General features: G+C 61.9%; 21 protein-coding genes. 15 read left to right on the forward strand and 6 right to left on the reverse strand.

The genetic code is table 11. From position 1 onward, the window contains the following. The first annotated feature begins 224 nt into the window (after window positions 1-224). From A9K68_RS06295 to A9K68_RS06320, 6 genes are all read left to right on the forward strand, one after another. Window positions 225-410, forward strand: coding sequence for a YdcH family protein (locus tag A9K68_RS06295; protein WP_023797036.1), 186 nt, complete (start codon window positions 225-227; stop codon window positions 408-410). Window positions 411-770: 360 nt separating this feature from the next. Beyond that, the gene (gene ispG, locus A9K68_RS06300; RefSeq protein WP_065011356.1) at window positions 771-2,024 is read left to right on the forward strand and encodes a flavodoxin-dependent (E)-4-hydroxy-3-methylbut-2-enyl-diphosphate synthase; all 1,254 of its coding nucleotides are present in this window, start codon (window positions 771-773) and stop codon (window positions 2,022-2,024) included. A gap of 4 nt (window positions 2,025-2,028) precedes the next feature. After that, complete coding sequence (locus A9K68_RS06305) at window positions 2,029-2,901, forward strand: lytic transglycosylase domain-containing protein (RefSeq protein WP_065011303.1); 873 nt, start codon at window positions 2,029-2,031, stop codon at window positions 2,899-2,901. A 38-nt stretch (window positions 2,902-2,939) separates the two neighbouring features. Continuing rightward, on the forward strand, window positions 2,940-3,146 hold the full coding sequence (locus A9K68_RS06310) for a hypothetical protein (RefSeq protein ID WP_246811305.1): 207 nt from the start codon (window positions 2,940-2,942) through the stop codon (window positions 3,144-3,146). Window positions 3,147-3,254: 108 nt separating this feature from the next. Continuing rightward, on the forward strand, window positions 3,255-3,992 hold the full coding sequence (locus A9K68_RS06315) for a class I SAM-dependent methyltransferase (protein WP_065011304.1): 738 nt from the start codon (window positions 3,255-3,257) through the stop codon (window positions 3,990-3,992). Between the two features lie 293 nt (window positions 3,993-4,285). Continuing rightward, on the forward strand, window positions 4,286-5,176 hold the full coding sequence (locus A9K68_RS06320) for a LysR family transcriptional regulator (protein WP_065011305.1): 891 nt from the start codon (window positions 4,286-4,288) through the stop codon (window positions 5,174-5,176). 25 nt (window positions 5,177-5,201) lie between these two features. Here the strand turns inward: A9K68_RS06320 and A9K68_RS06325 are convergent, their stop codons facing one another. Then, complete coding sequence (locus tag A9K68_RS06325; protein ID WP_065011306.1) at window positions 5,202-6,119, reverse strand: polyprenyl synthetase family protein; 918 nt, start codon at window positions 6,117-6,119, stop codon at window positions 5,202-5,204. A gap of 79 nt (window positions 6,120-6,198) precedes the next feature. Between A9K68_RS06325 and A9K68_RS06330 the strand changes: the two genes are divergently transcribed. The 3 genes from A9K68_RS06330 (at window position 6,199) to A9K68_RS06340 (ending at window position 7,936) form a co-directional block, all read left to right on the forward strand. Further along, window positions 6,199-6,969, forward strand: coding sequence for a transglycosylase domain-containing protein (locus tag A9K68_RS06330; protein WP_065011307.1), 771 nt, complete (start codon window positions 6,199-6,201; stop codon window positions 6,967-6,969). 138 nt (window positions 6,970-7,107) lie between these two features. Next, entirely contained in the window at window positions 7,108-7,290 is a 183-nt protein-coding gene (rpmF, locus tag A9K68_RS06335; protein ID WP_029348751.1) for a 50S ribosomal protein L32, read from the forward strand. A gap of 244 nt (window positions 7,291-7,534) precedes the next feature. Then, window positions 7,535-7,936 (forward strand): hypothetical protein, encoded by a 402-nt coding sequence (locus tag A9K68_RS06340; protein ID WP_065011308.1) that lies wholly within the window; start codon window positions 7,535-7,537, stop codon window positions 7,934-7,936. A 236-nt stretch (window positions 7,937-8,172) separates the two neighbouring features. On the opposite strand, the gene A9K68_RS06345 is transcribed toward A9K68_RS06340, so the two are convergent. Both A9K68_RS06345 and A9K68_RS06350 read right to left on the reverse strand, forming a co-directional pair. Next, on the reverse strand, window positions 8,173-8,406 hold the full coding sequence (locus A9K68_RS06345; protein ID WP_029348749.1) for a hypothetical protein: 234 nt from the start codon (window positions 8,404-8,406) through the stop codon (window positions 8,173-8,175). Between the two features lie 78 nt (window positions 8,407-8,484). Further along, window positions 8,485-9,012 (reverse strand): helix-turn-helix domain-containing protein, encoded by a 528-nt coding sequence (locus A9K68_RS06350; RefSeq protein ID WP_029348748.1) that lies wholly within the window; start codon window positions 9,010-9,012, stop codon window positions 8,485-8,487. Between the two features lie 96 nt (window positions 9,013-9,108). Between A9K68_RS06350 and A9K68_RS06355 the strand changes: the two genes are divergently transcribed. The 5 genes from A9K68_RS06355 to A9K68_RS06375 all read left to right on the forward strand — a co-directional run bounded on the left by A9K68_RS06355 (window position 9,109) and on the right by A9K68_RS06375 (window position 12,053). Next, window positions 9,109-9,990: an alpha/beta hydrolase gene (locus A9K68_RS06355; protein ID WP_065011309.1), complete on the forward strand. Its 882-nt coding sequence runs from the start codon at window positions 9,109-9,111 to the stop codon at window positions 9,988-9,990. A gap of 159 nt (window positions 9,991-10,149) precedes the next feature. Beyond that, window positions 10,150-10,494, forward strand: a complete 345-nt coding sequence (locus A9K68_RS06360) for a metalloregulator ArsR/SmtB family transcription factor (protein WP_065011310.1) — start codon at window positions 10,150-10,152, stop codon at window positions 10,492-10,494. Window positions 10,495-10,504: 10 nt separating this feature from the next. Further along, window positions 10,505-10,960, forward strand: coding sequence for an SRPBCC family protein (locus A9K68_RS06365; RefSeq protein ID WP_065011311.1), 456 nt, complete (start codon window positions 10,505-10,507; stop codon window positions 10,958-10,960). Window positions 10,961-11,003: 43 nt separating this feature from the next. After that, window positions 11,004-11,612: a glutathione S-transferase family protein gene (locus tag A9K68_RS06370; protein WP_065011312.1), complete on the forward strand. Its 609-nt coding sequence runs from the start codon at window positions 11,004-11,006 to the stop codon at window positions 11,610-11,612. A gap of 72 nt (window positions 11,613-11,684) precedes the next feature. Further along, window positions 11,685-12,053 (forward strand): nuclear transport factor 2 family protein, encoded by a 369-nt coding sequence (locus A9K68_RS06375; protein ID WP_065011313.1) that lies wholly within the window; start codon window positions 11,685-11,687, stop codon window positions 12,051-12,053. A gap of 151 nt (window positions 12,054-12,204) precedes the next feature. On the opposite strand, the gene A9K68_RS06380 is transcribed toward A9K68_RS06375, so the two are convergent. The 3 genes from A9K68_RS06380 to A9K68_RS06390 form a co-directional block, all read right to left on the reverse strand. Beyond that, window positions 12,205-12,492 carry a metalloregulator ArsR/SmtB family transcription factor gene (locus A9K68_RS06380; RefSeq protein WP_065011314.1) on the reverse strand — a complete coding sequence of 96 codons (288 nt, stop codon included), beginning with the start codon at window positions 12,490-12,492 and terminating at the stop codon, window positions 12,205-12,207. Between the two features lie 31 nt (window positions 12,493-12,523). Next, window positions 12,524-13,771 carry an MFS transporter gene (locus tag A9K68_RS06385; protein WP_065011315.1) on the reverse strand — a complete coding sequence of 416 codons (1,248 nt, stop codon included), beginning with the start codon at window positions 13,769-13,771 and terminating at the stop codon, window positions 12,524-12,526. A 76-nt stretch (window positions 13,772-13,847) separates the two neighbouring features. Then, a complete protein-coding gene (locus A9K68_RS06390; RefSeq protein ID WP_029348741.1) occupies window positions 13,848-14,042 on the reverse strand; it encodes a DUF1192 domain-containing protein in 195 nt (64 codons plus the stop codon). Window positions 14,043-14,229: 187 nt separating this feature from the next. Here A9K68_RS06390 and A9K68_RS06395 point away from each other — a divergent pair, with 187 nt between their 5' ends. Further along, window positions 14,230-15,243 (forward strand): NAD(P)H-quinone oxidoreductase, encoded by a 1,014-nt coding sequence (locus A9K68_RS06395; RefSeq protein ID WP_065011357.1) that lies wholly within the window; start codon window positions 14,230-14,232, stop codon window positions 15,241-15,243. Window positions 15,244-15,292: the final 49 nt, after the last annotated feature.

Raw genomic sequence — 15,292 nt, forward strand, 5'->3', positions numbered from 1 at the left:
CGTCTGCGGCGCCCAAAAATGGGCCTGATTGGGCGGGGCCGGAGGTATCTTGCACCGGCGCGCAGCCAATACCACATTTCGTATTGTCGTGAAATGCTACCACGCAGCATTCGACATCGATGCCCGATAGTGGCACACTGTCATTATGCCGTCACAGAAGCGAGCCTGCGGTGGACGCGCCTTGACGGCTGCAATCGAGGAAACCATGAAAGGGAGAACCAATCATGTCTCTTGCATCCCATCTTGATGAGCTGCAGCGGAAACACGGCGACATCGAACGCGAAATCGATGATGCGATGAACCATCCATCGGTCGATGACCTCGAAATCGTGAATCTCAAGCGGCGCAAGCTGGCGCTCAAGGACGAGATTGAAAAACTGAAGGCGAAACCGAAACCGACCACGCACTGACGTTCTTCTACAGCGCCGCGCGTCCTTTGGACGCGCAAAGGGCGTTGTCGTGCTTTCTGATTTTGGCGCATGATCCTTTCCGAAATCGTTTCGATTTCGAGGTCACGTGCAGGGATAGCTGCGCGCTTTGCGCGCCATCATCTTCTCCGGTGGCAACCAATGCCGCCGGAACGGTCGATTTGACAGGTCTGCCTGCCTGTCGCCATTGACAAGCCATCTTTGCTCCTCCACCTCATGCCGGACCTTCTACGGCGCCGCGCGTCCTTTCGGACGCGCAAACGACGCTGTATTTTGATTTTTGCGCATGATTGTTTCCGGAAACCGATTCCGGAATTCGGCGCTAACAAAGGGCAGCCGGCCATGACCGGATATTTTTCTTCACCCTTCCCGCGCCGTACATCGGTCGGTGTCGATGTCGGCGGCGTGATGGTCGGCGGGGGTGCGCCTGTCGTCGTTCAGTCGATGACCAACACCGACACCGCCGACGTCGACCAGACAGTCGCTCAAGTTGCGGCGCTGCATCGCGCCGGCTCCGAGATCGTGCGCATCACCGTCGATCGTGACGAGAGTGCTGCCGCCGTGCCCGCCATCCGCGAGCGGCTCGAACGGCTCGGCATCGATGTGCCGCTGGTCGGCGATTTCCACTATATCGGCCACAAGCTGCTCGCCGACCACCCGGCTTGCGCCGAGGCGCTGGCCAAATACCGCATCAATCCGGGCAATGTCGGCTTCAAGGACAAGAAGGACCGGCAGTTCGCGGCGATCGTCGAGATGGCGATCCGGTACGACAAGCCGGTGCGCATCGGCGTCAACTGGGGGTCGCTCGACCAGGAGCTTCTGACCCGGCTGATGGACGACAACCAGCGCCAAGGCTTTCCGCTGACCGCGCAGGAGGTAACGCGCGAGGCGATCGTGCAGTCGGCGATCCTTTCGGCCGAAATGGCCGAGGAGATCGGCCTTGGCCGCGAGAAGATCATCCTGTCGGCCAAGGTCAGCGGCGTGCAGGATCTGATCGCCGTCTACACCGAACTCGCCACCCGCTCCAACCACGCGCTGCATCTCGGCCTCACCGAGGCCGGCATGGGTTCGAAAGGCATCGTCGCCTCGTCCGCGGCGATGGGCATCCTGCTCCAGCAAGGCATTGGCGATACGATCCGCATCTCGCTGACGCCGGAGCCGAATGGCGACCGCACGCGCGAGGTGCAGGTGTCGCAAGAACTCCTGCAGACCATGGGATTCCGGCAGTTCGTGCCGATCGTCGCCGCCTGCCCCGGCTGCGGTCGCACGACCTCTACCGTGTTCCAGGAACTCGCCCAGAATATCCAGGCGGATCTGCGCAAAAACATGCCGCTGTGGCGTGAAAAATATCCCGGCGTCGAAAACCTCAAGGTCGCGGTGATGGGCTGCATCGTCAACGGTCCAGGTGAATCCAAGCATGCCGACATCGGCATTTCGCTGCCCGGTACCGGCGAGACGCCGACGGCGCCGGTGTTCGTCGACGGCAGGAAGGCGGCGACGCTGCGCGGCCCTTCGATTGCCGCCGACTTCGAAAAAATGGTCGCCGATTACATCGAGCAGCGTTTTGGGCAACCTGGCAAGGCCGCGGCGGAGTAGGTCGATGCGGCGCTTCCTCTGGGCGACGCCGGTTTTGCTTGGTGAATTGGTTTTGCTCGGCGCGCTCGGCTGGGCGACAGCCGCCCACGCCGATCCGCCCCGCCCCGCCAAGCAGCGGCTGCTCGACCGTGTTTGCAACCTGATCGAGGCCCATGCCGATCAAAACGGCCTGTCCAAGGATTTCTTTGCCCGGCTGATCTGGAAGGAAAGCCGCTTCGATCCCAATGCGGTCAGTCCGGTCGGCGCCGAAGGCATAGCCCAGTTCATGCCGGGCACCGCCAGGATACGCGGCCTTGCCAATTCCTTCGATATCGAGCAGGCCATCCCGGCCTCGGCAAAATATCTCGCCGAGATGAAAACCGGCTTCGGCAATCTGGGCCTGGCGGCCGCCGCCTACAATGCCGGTGAAAACCGGGTGTCGCGCTGGCTGAGTTCCGGCGGCTTCCTGCCGATGGAGACCGAAGACTACGTTCTGGACATCATGGGCGAGCCGGCCGACAGGTTCACCGACACCGCCTATGCTGGCACCATCCGGCCGCTCGACACGAAAGCGAGCTTCGCGGTCGCCTGCCGCAGGCTGCCGGTCATCAAGTCCCAAACCGTGGCCATGGCGTCGATCAACATCAAGCCGTGGGGCGTGCAGGTGGCCGGCAATTTCCGCCGCGCCGCGGCTCTCAGTCAATGGAATGGTGTGAAGCGCCGGTTTCCGGCCTTGCTTAAGGACCATAATCCGGTGGTCAGCCGGGTGCGCACGCCGATCGGCAGGCGCGGCATCTATGCAGTCCGGATCGGCGCCGACTCCAAAGCCAAGGCCAACAATATCTGCCAGAAACTGCAAAGCGTCGGCGGTGCATGCATTGTGGTGCGGAATCGGTAGCGATATGTCGGCGCTTGTTCGAACCTGAAAGTGCTGGCATGCGGCACGCCATCGCCGCGATGGCGGCACAAGGCAACAACCTCATTGTCGATAATGTGCTGTGCGACGGCGAGATGCCGGAGTATCTGAGGTTGCTGTCGGATTTCGATCTATCCCTGGTCGGCGTCATTGCTCCGCTGGACATTCTCGAGGCTCGCGAAATCCAGCGGGCCGACCGCTTGCCGGGGCTGTCGCGCTGGCAATAGACCGCGTGCACAAGAATATCGGCTATGATCTCGAAATCGACACCAGCACGCTCACGCCGCTGCAGTGCGCCAGGCGCATAAAAGCAAAATTCCAGCTATAGGCCCACCATGTCCGACCGTCTCTACAGCGATCCCGACCTTGTCCAGTTCTATGACATCGAGAACGAAGGCGGCGTGGACTTCGACTATTGGGTTGGCTTTGCCAAGCAAGCAGGCTCGATTCTCGATCTCGGCTGCGGTACCGGGCAATTGGCGGCGGCGCTCGCCGATCGGCGCAGCGTGACCGGCGTCGATCCGGCACCGGCGATGCTCGACGTCGCGCGCCGCAGAGCCGGCGGGCAGAGGGTCGACTGGGTCGAGGCCGATGCGCGCAACGTCCGGCTTGGACGACGCTTCGACCTGGTGATTTTGACCGGGCACGCCTTCCAGGTGTTTCTGACGCCAGAAGATCGAGAGGCGGTGCTTGCCACGATCGCCGCTCATCTGGCTGCCGACGGGTGCTTCATCTTCGATACGCGAAATCCAGTCGCGCAGGAATGGCTCGAGTGGACGCCGAAACGGTCGCAACGGGAACTCAGTCATCCCGAATTGGGCACCGTAAGAGCGTGGAACGATTTTCGGCGCGATCCCGCTACCGGTGTCGTCACCTACTCGACCCATTATGAAATCCCCGGCAGTGGACGGGTGCTCAGCGCCGAATCGAAAATCGCCTTCCCGACAAAGGAAAGCCTTGCGCAGATGCTGGACCAGACCGGGCTGGCCGTCGAAGAATGGCTCGGCAACTGGCGTGGCGAGCCATACGCTCCAACATCGCCAGAAATCATTCCGATCGGCCGGCTGCGCTAGCCCGGACATTGCTTCGCCTTGCGCGTTTTCCTATTCCTTGACGTGACCGATCGAGCGCACGGATAAGCCAAAGACACCATCGCCCAATTGCGGCGCTGCGCTGACGACGTGCCCACCGATGCAGCTCGTGAGCATCTCGCAGGTTTACGTGTTCCGATCCCATGGCACCTCCTCTCCAGCATTTTGCATGCTGAAAAGGAAAACATATTATGGTTCGCATCTGCCGATAATCGGTGATAGTTTCCGTTCATCTGTGACGAATTGGAATAGATATCATCGACCGGCAAGAGACGATGGCTGTGTTCCTGGCAATTGTCGAGGAAGGCGATTTCTCGGCGGCGGCACGCCGGCTGCGGTTGAGCCCATCGGCCGTCAGCAAGATCATCGGGCGGCTTGAGTCCCGCCTTGGCGTGCGATTGCTGCAACGCTCGACGCGGCGCATCAGCTTGACGGCGGAAGGCAGCACCTATGCCGATAGCGCTCGCCGTATCCTGAACGACATCAAAGAGGCTGAAATCGCGATTCAACCCGGCGCAGAACCGCGCGGCCGGCTGCGGGTCAGTCTTCCAAGCGCCTTCGGCCATCGTTTGATCGTGCCGATGTTACCGGCCTTCATCGATCGCTACCCTGCCGTCGAGCTCGAGCTAATGTTCACAGATGCGATTGTCGACCTATTGGCTGAGGAAACGGACGTCGCCGTGCGGGTTGCCGCCCAGAGCGATTCCAGGCTGGTGATGCGGCGGCTGGCGCCCAATCACCGTGTCATTTGCGCGTCAGCTCGGTATCTCGAAAAACACGGTATCCCGATGACGCCAGGCGATCTTCAACATCATACATGTCTTGGCATCACATCACGTGGCGGCCTCAACATCTGGGAATTCGATGGCCCGGACGGTCCGCAAAGCATGCGTATCCGCAGCCCGATAGAGGCCAACAGCACGGAAGCGCTACGCCGGCTGGCGCTCGCCGGTGTCGGCATCGTGCGCATGTCGGAGATATTGGTTGGACCGGATATCAGGATAGGCAGACTGACCGCATTGCTCACCGGATACAATCATCATGATGGACCGCCAATCTGCGCTGTCTATCCGCCTGGTCGAATCCTGGCGCCGCGTGTGCGCGTGTTCGTGGATTTCCTGGCCGAACAATTCGCCAACCCTCCTTGGCTACACGGCGGGCTGTAGGATGGCAGTACAGCCTGGAACAGCGTCAGCTGTTGCGGGCCGCCACGAATTCCGCTGCCTGCTTCAGAAGCGCGGCGTGTCCGCCATAGGGATGAAGCAAGGCGTGAGCCTGGTCGACGAGGCCTTGAAGCTGGCCCCGCGCCCAATTGGCGCCGTGCAGCGCCACCAGCGTCGCCTTGCCGGCGGCTGCATCCTTGCCGGTTGCCTTGCCCATCTGGTGCGCGTCCGCCGTCAGATCGAGCAAATCGTCGGCAAGTTGAAAGGCAAGCCCGATCGCGGAGCCGAATTCCGCCAGTCTTTCACGGTCCGCCGCTGGCGCGCCGGCAAGGATTGCGCCCGCCTCGCAGGCGAAGCGGATCAGTGCGCCGGTCTTCATCGCCTGAAGCCGGATGATGCCGGCCTCGTCCGGCCTGATACGCTCAGCTTCGAGATCGAGCATCTGGCCGCCGACCATGCCGCCAGCTCCGGCAGCGCGGGCCAGCGCCAGCACCAGCGCCGCCCGTCGCTCGGCCGGCAGCATTGTTGCTTCGTCGGCAATGATGTCGAAGGCGAGCGCCAGCAAGGCGTCGCCGGCGAGGATAGCGGTCGCCTCGTCGAAGGCCTTGTGCACGGTCGGCTGGCCACGGCGCAAATCGTCGTCGTCCATGGCCGGCAGATCGTCATGGATCAGCGAATAGCAATGCACGCATTCGAGCGCCGCCGCCACGCGCAGCGCCGCCTCGCCGTCCGCGGAAAACAGCGCGGCGCTTTCCATGACCAGGAAGGGGCGCAGGCGCTTGCCGCCGTTCAGCACGCCGTGGCGCATCGCCTCCATCAGACGTTGCGGCCGCGCGATCTCGCCTGAAAGGGGGCGGTCGTCGAGCAGTCGCCTAAGCAGCGCCTCGACCGGACCTGTGCGCGCGACAAGCGCTGCCTCGAACGGCATTTGATCGTCTTTCGTCATGCCGGGGACGGGTAGCCGACACTCAGACGTTGCGCAAGAAGCCAAGCGCCATTATGCCGGGGGCAGGGAGCAGCATGGATTGAGCGGCTTGGCGGAACCGATCGTCGATTACGAAACCGAAGGGCTGGACATGGTGAGGCCGAAACGCGGCAACCGCATCGGTCTCAAACGTTGGCCCCGGCACTGGGTCCGGCGCGGTATCACCGTCGCCGTCGTGCTGGCGCTGATGCCGGTGGTGCTGACCTTTCTTTATCTCCCGCCGTTCGTTCATCCGGTATCGACACTGATGCTGAAGGATCTGGCGACGTTTTCCGGCTATGACCGGCGCTGGGTCTCGATCGACGATGTGGCGCCGGCGCTGGCGAATTCGGTCATCATGTCGGAAGACGGGCAGTTCTGTTTCCATCGCGGCATCGACCTTGGCGAGTTGAGGGGCGTCGTCGACGATGCGCTGGCCGGCGAGATGACGCGCGGCGCCTCGACCATCCCCATGCAGACCGTGAAGAACCTTTATCTGTGGTCGCGGCCGCTGGGCTCGGTCCGGAAAGTCGTCGAGCTGCCGCTGGCCGTCTATGTCGACATGGTGATGTCGAAACGGCGCATCATGGAAATCTATCTCAATATCGCCGAATGGGGGCCGGGCATCTATGGCATCGAGGCCGCCGCCCAGCACCATTTCGGGGTTTCGGCAAAACGATTGTCGCGTCGCCAGGCGGCGCTGCTTGCCGTCACCTTGCCGAACCCAATCGCGCGCAACCCGGCGAAGCCCGGACCGGGGCTGAGACGGCTGGCCGCGCTGATCGAGCGGCGCGCGGGCCGGTCCGGCGCCTATGTCGGCTGTCTGCGTTAGCTTAAAAAAATTTGCGGCGACGCTGGCCAAAACGGCGCAGGGCGTGTATAGGCACCCGACTTTCTCAGATTCCGGCCCCTGACGCGGCCCTTTCACGAGGGCAGCCGGGGCATTTTGACCATGTAATGGAGCGTATCCATGGCCGTACCGAAACGAAAAACCTCTCCGTCGAAGCGCGGCATGCGCCGTTCGGCCGATGCCTTGAAGGCCCCGACCTATGTCGAGGACAAGAATTCCGGCGAGATGCGCCGCCCGCACCATATCGACATGAAGACCGGCATGTATCGCGGTCGCCAGGTTCTGGAGCCGAAGGAAAGCTGAGAACGCTTTCGACGGTTTTGTGACTCCCGAAGACCGGCGATCGCGCCGGTCTTTTTGCATTTGGCGGAGATGATCGCCCACCGAACCAATTTCAGAGAGCTCAGCAGCCGTACCGGACGGCAGCCGCGCCGGCTGACATGGTTATTTCGCACCGTCTTGGTCCGTGTTCGCGGTCACGTACGAAAATTCTTGACGGCGAACGCCGAGCGCATACTAGAGAAGGTTGTCCAACCGGAGCCTTCTGATGTTCGGTGCCATCCCGCTGCTGATCGTGCCCTTCGTCCTCTATAATCTGGGGCTTCTGGGAATATTCGGCGGCGGCGACGATCCTTGGGCAAGCCAAATGTTCTCGATCCGCATGATGTCGGGCGGAGTGTTCTCGATGACGCTCGGCGATCTGATCGTGCTGATCGGGCTGCTTCTCTTCTTCATCGAAATCGTGAAATCGACGCGCACGTCGAACGCCTCGATCATGGACCACCTGTTGTCGACCTTCGTCTTCGTGGCGTTCCTGGTCGAGTTCCTGCTGGTGAAGGGCGCCGCGCACTCGGTTTTCTTCACACTGATGGTCATCACACTGGTCGACGTCCTGGCCGGCTTCTCGGTGTCGATGCGAGCGGCCACTCGTGACATAAATATGGGCTAGAGGGGCCCGGCCTCAACAGCGCCGATGATGGCGCCGGCCTCGTCGCGGATCAGCACCCGCCGGCGACGGGCAGGACACGCCCGCGCCGGCACGTCGGAGACGCCGGCGATTTTCAGATAGGTTATCGAAGATTAGAGCGCAGTGCGAGACGCAAAGGATGGTCTGCAATTTGAATCGCGAAAGCTTCTTTCTGGAAACCGATTCCGGCTTCCAGCATTATGCGCTGCGAACCAGCCCTATTTTTTCTTGGCGCGCGCCGGCTTCTTCACAGGAGCAGCCGGCGCATTGGCGAGGTCTTCCGCTTCTTTGGCAAGGCGGAGCGCCCTCAGTTTGTTGGTCTTTATCTGGCGGGCGTCGCTCTCGGCGACATATTCCGCCATCGCCTTCTGGCGAACCGTGGCTGCCTCTTCCTGCTTCTTGAAACGCAAATCGGCCCGCGCGCGGGCAGTATCCTTAGAGTTCTCAACCAAGGGCTTTTCCAATCCCGTAAATTATAGTTTTCATTCCTTTAATAGCAGAGCCGACCTGCAATGGGGAAAATAAGTTGGTTAGGCGCGGGAATCGCACCTGGCGCCCGGCGCCTTTCGGGCGGCAATCGCCTCATATTCGGCCCGCAGGGTGGCACGCACGGTGGCATCCGGGGGCGTGTCGGAAGGCGTGCCCAGGTGTTCGTGGCGCAGTTCGTCCATGAACTTTTCCCACATCGGCGGGCCGCCCTTCTCCAGAAGCTCGGCGCGGATCGAGAGCTCCTCGCTGACAGGCAGCCAGACGCGACCCCAGGCGCCGAGATGCGCCAGGATCGGCACCAGCGTGATCGCCATTTCGGTCAGGCTGTAGATTGCCTTCTGCTTGTGGGTGGGATCGTCCGCCCTGGTCAGCATGCCGAGCTCCATCAGCCGCTTCAGCCGGTCAGCGAGTATGTTGGAAGCGATTCCTTCCAGCGACCCGTTGAGCAGGTCGCGAAAGTGGCGTTTGCCGCCGAAAATCATGTCGCGAAGGATGATCAGGCTCCACCGGTCGCCAAACACTTCAAGCGACAGATTGATCGGGCACCCAGACCGGCGATCGATGCTCATGCGATTCTCCGAGAGAAACCGGTTGCATTATCATATCAGTCTTATTATCGTGCAACTGATTGCAAAAAGCAATCGGTTTAGGAGGAGACTGCGAAGATGACGAAGGTAATGGAACCGGAAATCGCGTCCCAGACATTTGGCGATCCCGCGCATCCACCGATGCTGCTGATTATGGGCGCCATGGCTTCGATGCTCTGGTGGCCGGAGGCGTTCTGCCGGAAATTGGCCGGCAAGGGTCTATTCGTGATCCGCTATGACAATCGTGATACCGGCCGTTCGACCAAATATGCGCCGGGCGAACCGCCTTACACTTTCGTCGACATGGCGGACGACGCCATCCGCGTACTAGACAGTTATGGCATCGCGAAAGCGCATGTGGCCGGCATGTCGATGGGCGGCATGATCGCGCAGCTTGTCGCGCTGAAACATCCGTCGCGGGTCATCTCGCTTACGGCGATCAGCACTTCGCCAATCGGGATCGACACGTCGCATCTGCCAGCCATGACCGACGCCTATATGAAGCATTCCGCCAAAGGCGCGAAAGTCGACTGGTCGAACCGTGACCAGGTGGTCGACTTCATGGTCAAGGACGCGCACGCAATCGCCGGCACCGCGCATCCATTCGACGAGAAGCTGACGAGGGCGTTCGTCGAACAGGATTACGACCGATCCGGCGGCTTCTTGAGCGCGACCAATCACTTCCTGCTCACGAGCGGTGAAGATCGGGGCGGTGAAGATCGGGGCGGCGAAGATCGGGGCGGCGAAGACTGGAGGGGTCGCCTGCACGAGTTGAAGGTTCCGCTCCTCGTTATCCACGGCACAGCGGATCCGATTTTTCCGGTCGAGCACGGCGCCGCCCTTGCCGAAGCGGTTGCCGGCGCAAGCCTTGTCCGCATCGAGGGCGGCGGCCATGAACTGCATCCCGACGACTGGGCCGCGATCGTTGATGCCATCGTCACCCATAGCCAAGCCAAATAAGCGCGGAGCCGGACCTTGACACTCTATCTCCGTGGCAATAGTTAAGTAATCGCTTCAGTGTTTCAGCCCTCCGTAAACCACGCAGCGGCGAACCACCAAAGGAACGAGCGAAACAATGTCTTACTTCAAGCTCGTCCCCTGCAACAACGGTTAAGCCCGATGCTGCAAGATAGCGCCCAACTCGACCTGATGTTCCAGGCGCTCGCCGACCCGGCGCGGCGGCACATGGTGGAGCGGCTGTCGCGCAGCTCCGCCTCGGTCAGCCAGTTGGCCGAGCCGCTGGCGATGTCGCTGTCGGCGGTGGTCCAGCACCTGAACGTGCTGGAGGCGAGCGGCCTCGTCCACACCGAAAAGCTCGGCCGGGTGCGCACCTGCCGGATCGAGCCGAAGGCGCTGAGGACCGCCGAACACTGGATCAACGAACGGCGCCTGAACTGGGAACAGCGGCTCGACCGGCTCGGCGCCTTTCTTGCCGAAACCAAGGACGAAACGGAAGGAAACTGAGGAGGCCAACATGAGCGAACGCTCCGTCGTCCATTCGACCATAGTGCTCGAACGCAGCTACGCCGCTTCGCCGGCGCGGGTGTTCGCCGCCTGGTCCGATCCCGCCGCATTGCAGCGCTGGGGCTCGCCCGGCGAGGGGTGGGAAACCAGCATTGACTGCTTCGAGTTCCAGGTGGGCGGCATTGCGCTCAGCCGTTTCGGACCCAAGGCTGGCGAGAGTTATGTAAACGAGACGCGCTACCTCGACATCGTGCGCGACCAACGCATCGTCTCGGCTGGCGGCATGACCAGCAGCGGCCAGCGATTGTTTGTCGGCCTGCTGACGGTTGAATTCCGTCGAGAAGGCACAGGCTGCCGGCTGGTGATGACCGAGCAAGGCGCCTTTCTTGATGGCCATGATCAGCCCGAAAACCATCAGGCCGGCTGGAGCCAGATGCTCGACAACCTGCGGGTAGAATGCGCGTGAGCGCCGCAGCCCGAGCCAAGACCAGCAGAATTGGGAGGATAGTATGAAACTCTACTGCGGCATCGGTCCGAATTCCTACCGCGTTCGCATCTTCATGGCTGAGAAAGGCATCGACGTTCCGCGGGTTAATGTCGACCTCACAAAAGGCGAGCACAAGGCGCCGCAATTCCTTGAGCTCAACTCACTAGGCCAGATTCCCGTGCTCGTGCTCGACGACGGCACGGCGATCACCGAAAGTATCGCCATCTGCCGCTATCTGGAGGCGCTGCATCCGACGCCGGCACTGTTCGGCTCGGACGCGGTCAGCCAGGGCAAGGTCGAAATGTGGAACCGCCGCGCCGAGATCGAGATCTTCGGAACGATTGGCAGCATTGCCCAGCATTCCGATCCCATGTTTGCGGAGCGGCTCGTGCAGTTCCCGGCTTTCGCCGAAACGCAGCGAGAAGCCGTTCCGGCAAAGTGGGCGTGGCTCGACCGCGAGATCGCCGATGGCCGTCCGTTCATCGCCGGTGACCAGTACTCCGTCGCCGATATCACCGCCGCCGTCGCAGCGTGGCTTGGCGCTTTCTTCGGAACCGACATTCCGGACGCGCTCGTCAATGTCCATCATTGGCTCGACCGTGTTCAGAAACGTCCAAGTTGGAACGCTTAGGCCGCCCGACACTGTTTCAATGGGACGATGTGCGGCTCAACGCCAGCACCTGAATCCAAAGGAGCTTTCGCCATGCCTGTCAAAAGCAGATCGGACTTGATCCGCAGTTACTTCGCCGCCTACCAGGCCAGCGACCGCAGCGTCATTGAGGCGGTGCTGACAGACGATTTCACCTTCACCAGCCCTTACGACGACGCCATCGACCGCGCGACTTACTTCGCGCGCTGCTGGCCAAACAGCACACTGTTCAAGTCGATCGCCGTCGAGAGGATTTGCGAGGACGGCAACGATGCTTTCGTTCTCTATCGCTGCGAAACGCTCGACGGCAAGGTCTTCCGCAACACCGAACTGCATTCGTTCCAGGACGGTAGGCTGCGCAGCGTCGAGGTTTATTTCGGCGCTACCTACAAGGACGGCGTTTTCGTCCCGCAACAACCTTGAGCTAGCTCATCGGCTTGCCAGGCGGTAGGACCGAGCAGGGATGCCTTCTCGACAGCCACGATGATTTCGGCACTCGCAAGCATGACACAGGCGAGCTGCTCGACGCGCTCGACGCGCTTGGTGCGCCACGGCCAAGACGTCACGGCGCAACTCAGTTTCCTGGCGAGCCAAGCTGCTCTGCATCCCAGAACTGGTCGAGCCAGATGTTGAGCTTCAGGAAGCCGGCATTGCTGACCGTATAGACGCGCCTTGTCCCTTCCGGCTTGGCATTGACCAGTCCGGCGTCGAGCAGCACCTTTAGATGCTGCGAAACAGCCGGACGCGAGACCGGCAACCCGGCGGCCAGTTCGTTGACGGTCTTCGGGCCGCGCCGGAGCTCTTCCAAAAGATAGCGCCGGTTGGGATCGGCAATCGCCATGAAGGCGTCGGAAAACATCATGCCTTATTTGTGAGGCAAAGTTTTCTAAATCTCAACCGTTGGTTTCAGGCTTTCTGCGCGGATCGAGCCGCAATGCTTCCGGCGTGATCGAGCGCTCGGCCGGTTGCGTCTTGAAGGCGTCGCGGTCTTCGATCGGCACCGGCGCGCGCCGGCTGATGCGCAGCAGCGTATAGCCCGCCAGGCAAAGATGCGCGAAGGCCGTCGCAAGGAACAGGCCTTCCGGCCGCATCCAGCCCATCAGGCCGGCGGCCAGCAGCGGACCGATCATCGTGCCGAAACCATAGAGCAGCAGCAGGCCGCCCGACACTTTGACGAAATCCTCGGCCCGGGCGTGGTCGTTGGCGTGGGCCACGGCGATCGAATATAGCGTATAGGCAAAAGCGCCGTAGGCGGCGGTGCAGACGATGACGAAGACGCCGGAGCGCGGTTCGAACAGGAAGACCGCGAGGGCGAACAGCGCCGCGCCGAAGGCCAGGCCCGCCAGCACAAAGCGGCGGTCGGTCTTGTCGGAAAGACGCCCGGCCGGAAGTTGCATGGCTGCGCCGGCGACGACCACCAAGCTCATCATCAGCGCGATCTCGGCCGTGGAAATGCCGATACGGGCGCCATAGACGGCACCAAGCGTGCCCCAGGCGCCGTTAGCCATGCCGATCAAAACGCAGGCGATCGCCGACACCGGCGAATTGACATAGAGCCCCTTGACGTCGAGCGAGACGTCCTGCAGCGGCTTGGGGTGCGAAGCCGTCGACACCGCGGTCGGAATGAGCGATAGGCAGAACAGGATACCGGTGATCATGAACAGCGAGGCCGACTTCACGTCGCCGCCGGCAACGATCATCTGGCCGCCCATGATCGAGGCGTAGGTGACCATCATGTAAAGACCGAAGACGGTGCCGCGGTTCTCGTTGGTGGACTTCTCGTTCAGCCAGCTTTCGATGACCATGAAGGCGCCGGCCATGGTGAAGCCGGTGAAGGCGCGCAGCAGGATCCAGACATATTCGTCGATGATCAGGCCGGTGAGCAGTGCGACGATGGCTCCCGATGCCGCAAAGGCGCCGAAAGCGCGTACGTGACCGGCTCGACGCACGAGGCGCGGCGCAAAGAAGCAGCCGGTGACGAAGCCGCCGGCCCAGGCCGTGCCCATCAGGCCGAGCGATGCGGTCGAGAAACCTTCCAACTGGCCGCGCAGCGGCAACAGCAGCCCGTGCAGTCCGGTCGCCGCCAGCAGGAAAGCGGTGCCGCGAAGCAGCGAGAGGATCGGTCGGTAGCTTGCAAACATTTAGCTGATCCGGCTGGAATTTAGGGAGGGTCTGAATATTCGAGCTTTTCGGCGGCGGGCGCTTCGGCTCTGGAAACTATCCGCGGCGGAACAGCGCCTCGGCCGCTGATTTGGTGGTGCTCTTGGTCTTGAGCTCGGCTTCGAGACGGGCGATCTCGTCGCGCAAGATTGCGATCCGCTCGGACAGTTCATCAACGGAAAGCAGCGACAGATCCTGCCCGATCTCATGCGGGCGGGCTTTCTTTTTGGGTTCGTCGTCGAAGATCGCCATCGTCGCTCCTCGCTCATGCGCAAAAAATCAACTGCTACCTCTGCGCGTCCAATTCGAACGCCCGACGCTGCAGTGGCCATTTGCCTGATTTGGCAATCAGCATACATAGGGCAGGGGCATGGATGCAAACAGTCGGCAAGAAAACCGGCAGCTGGAAAGAAACTGGCGAAGCGAGACGGGAAAACTCATGGCGAGTGGACAGAACAAAATTCCGGCGAAGATGACGGCCATTGCGATTTCGGAACCCGGCGGACCGCGAGTGCTGAAACCGGAAACGCGCGACGTGCCCGTGCCCGGTCCCGGCGAAATCCTGATCCGGGTGCGCGCTGCCGGTATCAACCGGCCGGATGTGCAGCAGCGCAAGGGCGTCTATCCGCCGCCGCCCGGTGCGTCGGACCTGCCGGGCCTCGAAGCGTCGGGCGAAGTTGCAGCTCTTGGCGACGAGATATCACGGTGGCGTGTCGGCGACCGGGTCTGCGCGCTGACACCCGGTGGCGGCTATGCCGAATACGTCAAGGTCCATGCCGGCAGCGTGCTGCCGCTGCCCGCCGGCTTTACCCACACGGAAGCGGCGGCGGTACCGGAAAACTACTTCACCGTCTGGCATAATGTCTTCGAGCGCGGCGGCCTGAAGGGCGGCGAGACGCTGCTCGTCCATGGCGGTTCGTCCGGGATAGGCACCACGGCGATCCAGCTCGCCTCGGCCTTCGGCGCCTATGTCATCACCACCGCCGGCAGCCAGGAGAAATGCGACGCCTGTCTGAAGCTTGGCGCCGACCGCGCGATCAACTACCGTGAGGAGGATTTCGTCGCGGCGGTCAAGGACGCGACCGGCGGCAAGGGTGCCAACGTCATCCTCGACATGGTCGGAGGCGACTATGTGGCGCGAAACTACGAGGCCGCGGCGGTGGAAGGCCGCATAGTCCAGATCGCCACGCAGAGCGGGGCGGTGGCAAGCGCCGATTTCTCGAAGATGATGGTCAAGCGGCTCACCCACACCGGCTCGACGCTGCGGCCGCGCACCGTCGAATTCAAGGCGGCGATCGCCGCGGCGCTGGAGGCGCAGGTGTGGCCGCTGCTCGGCACCCGCAAGGTAGCACCCGTCATGGACATGATCTTCCCGCTCAAGGAAGCGTGGCGGGCGCATGAGCGAATGGAGGACGGCGACCACATCGGCAAGATCGTGCTCGATGTCGGCTGACGGTCGGCAAACAAGCTGAACAAAGGCTTAATTGTGCAATGCAACAAAC

The organism is Mesorhizobium sp. AA22 (assembly GCF_001672375.2).
GTDB classification, from domain to species: Bacteria; Pseudomonadota; Alphaproteobacteria; order Rhizobiales; family Rhizobiaceae; genus Mesorhizobium; species Mesorhizobium wenxiniae.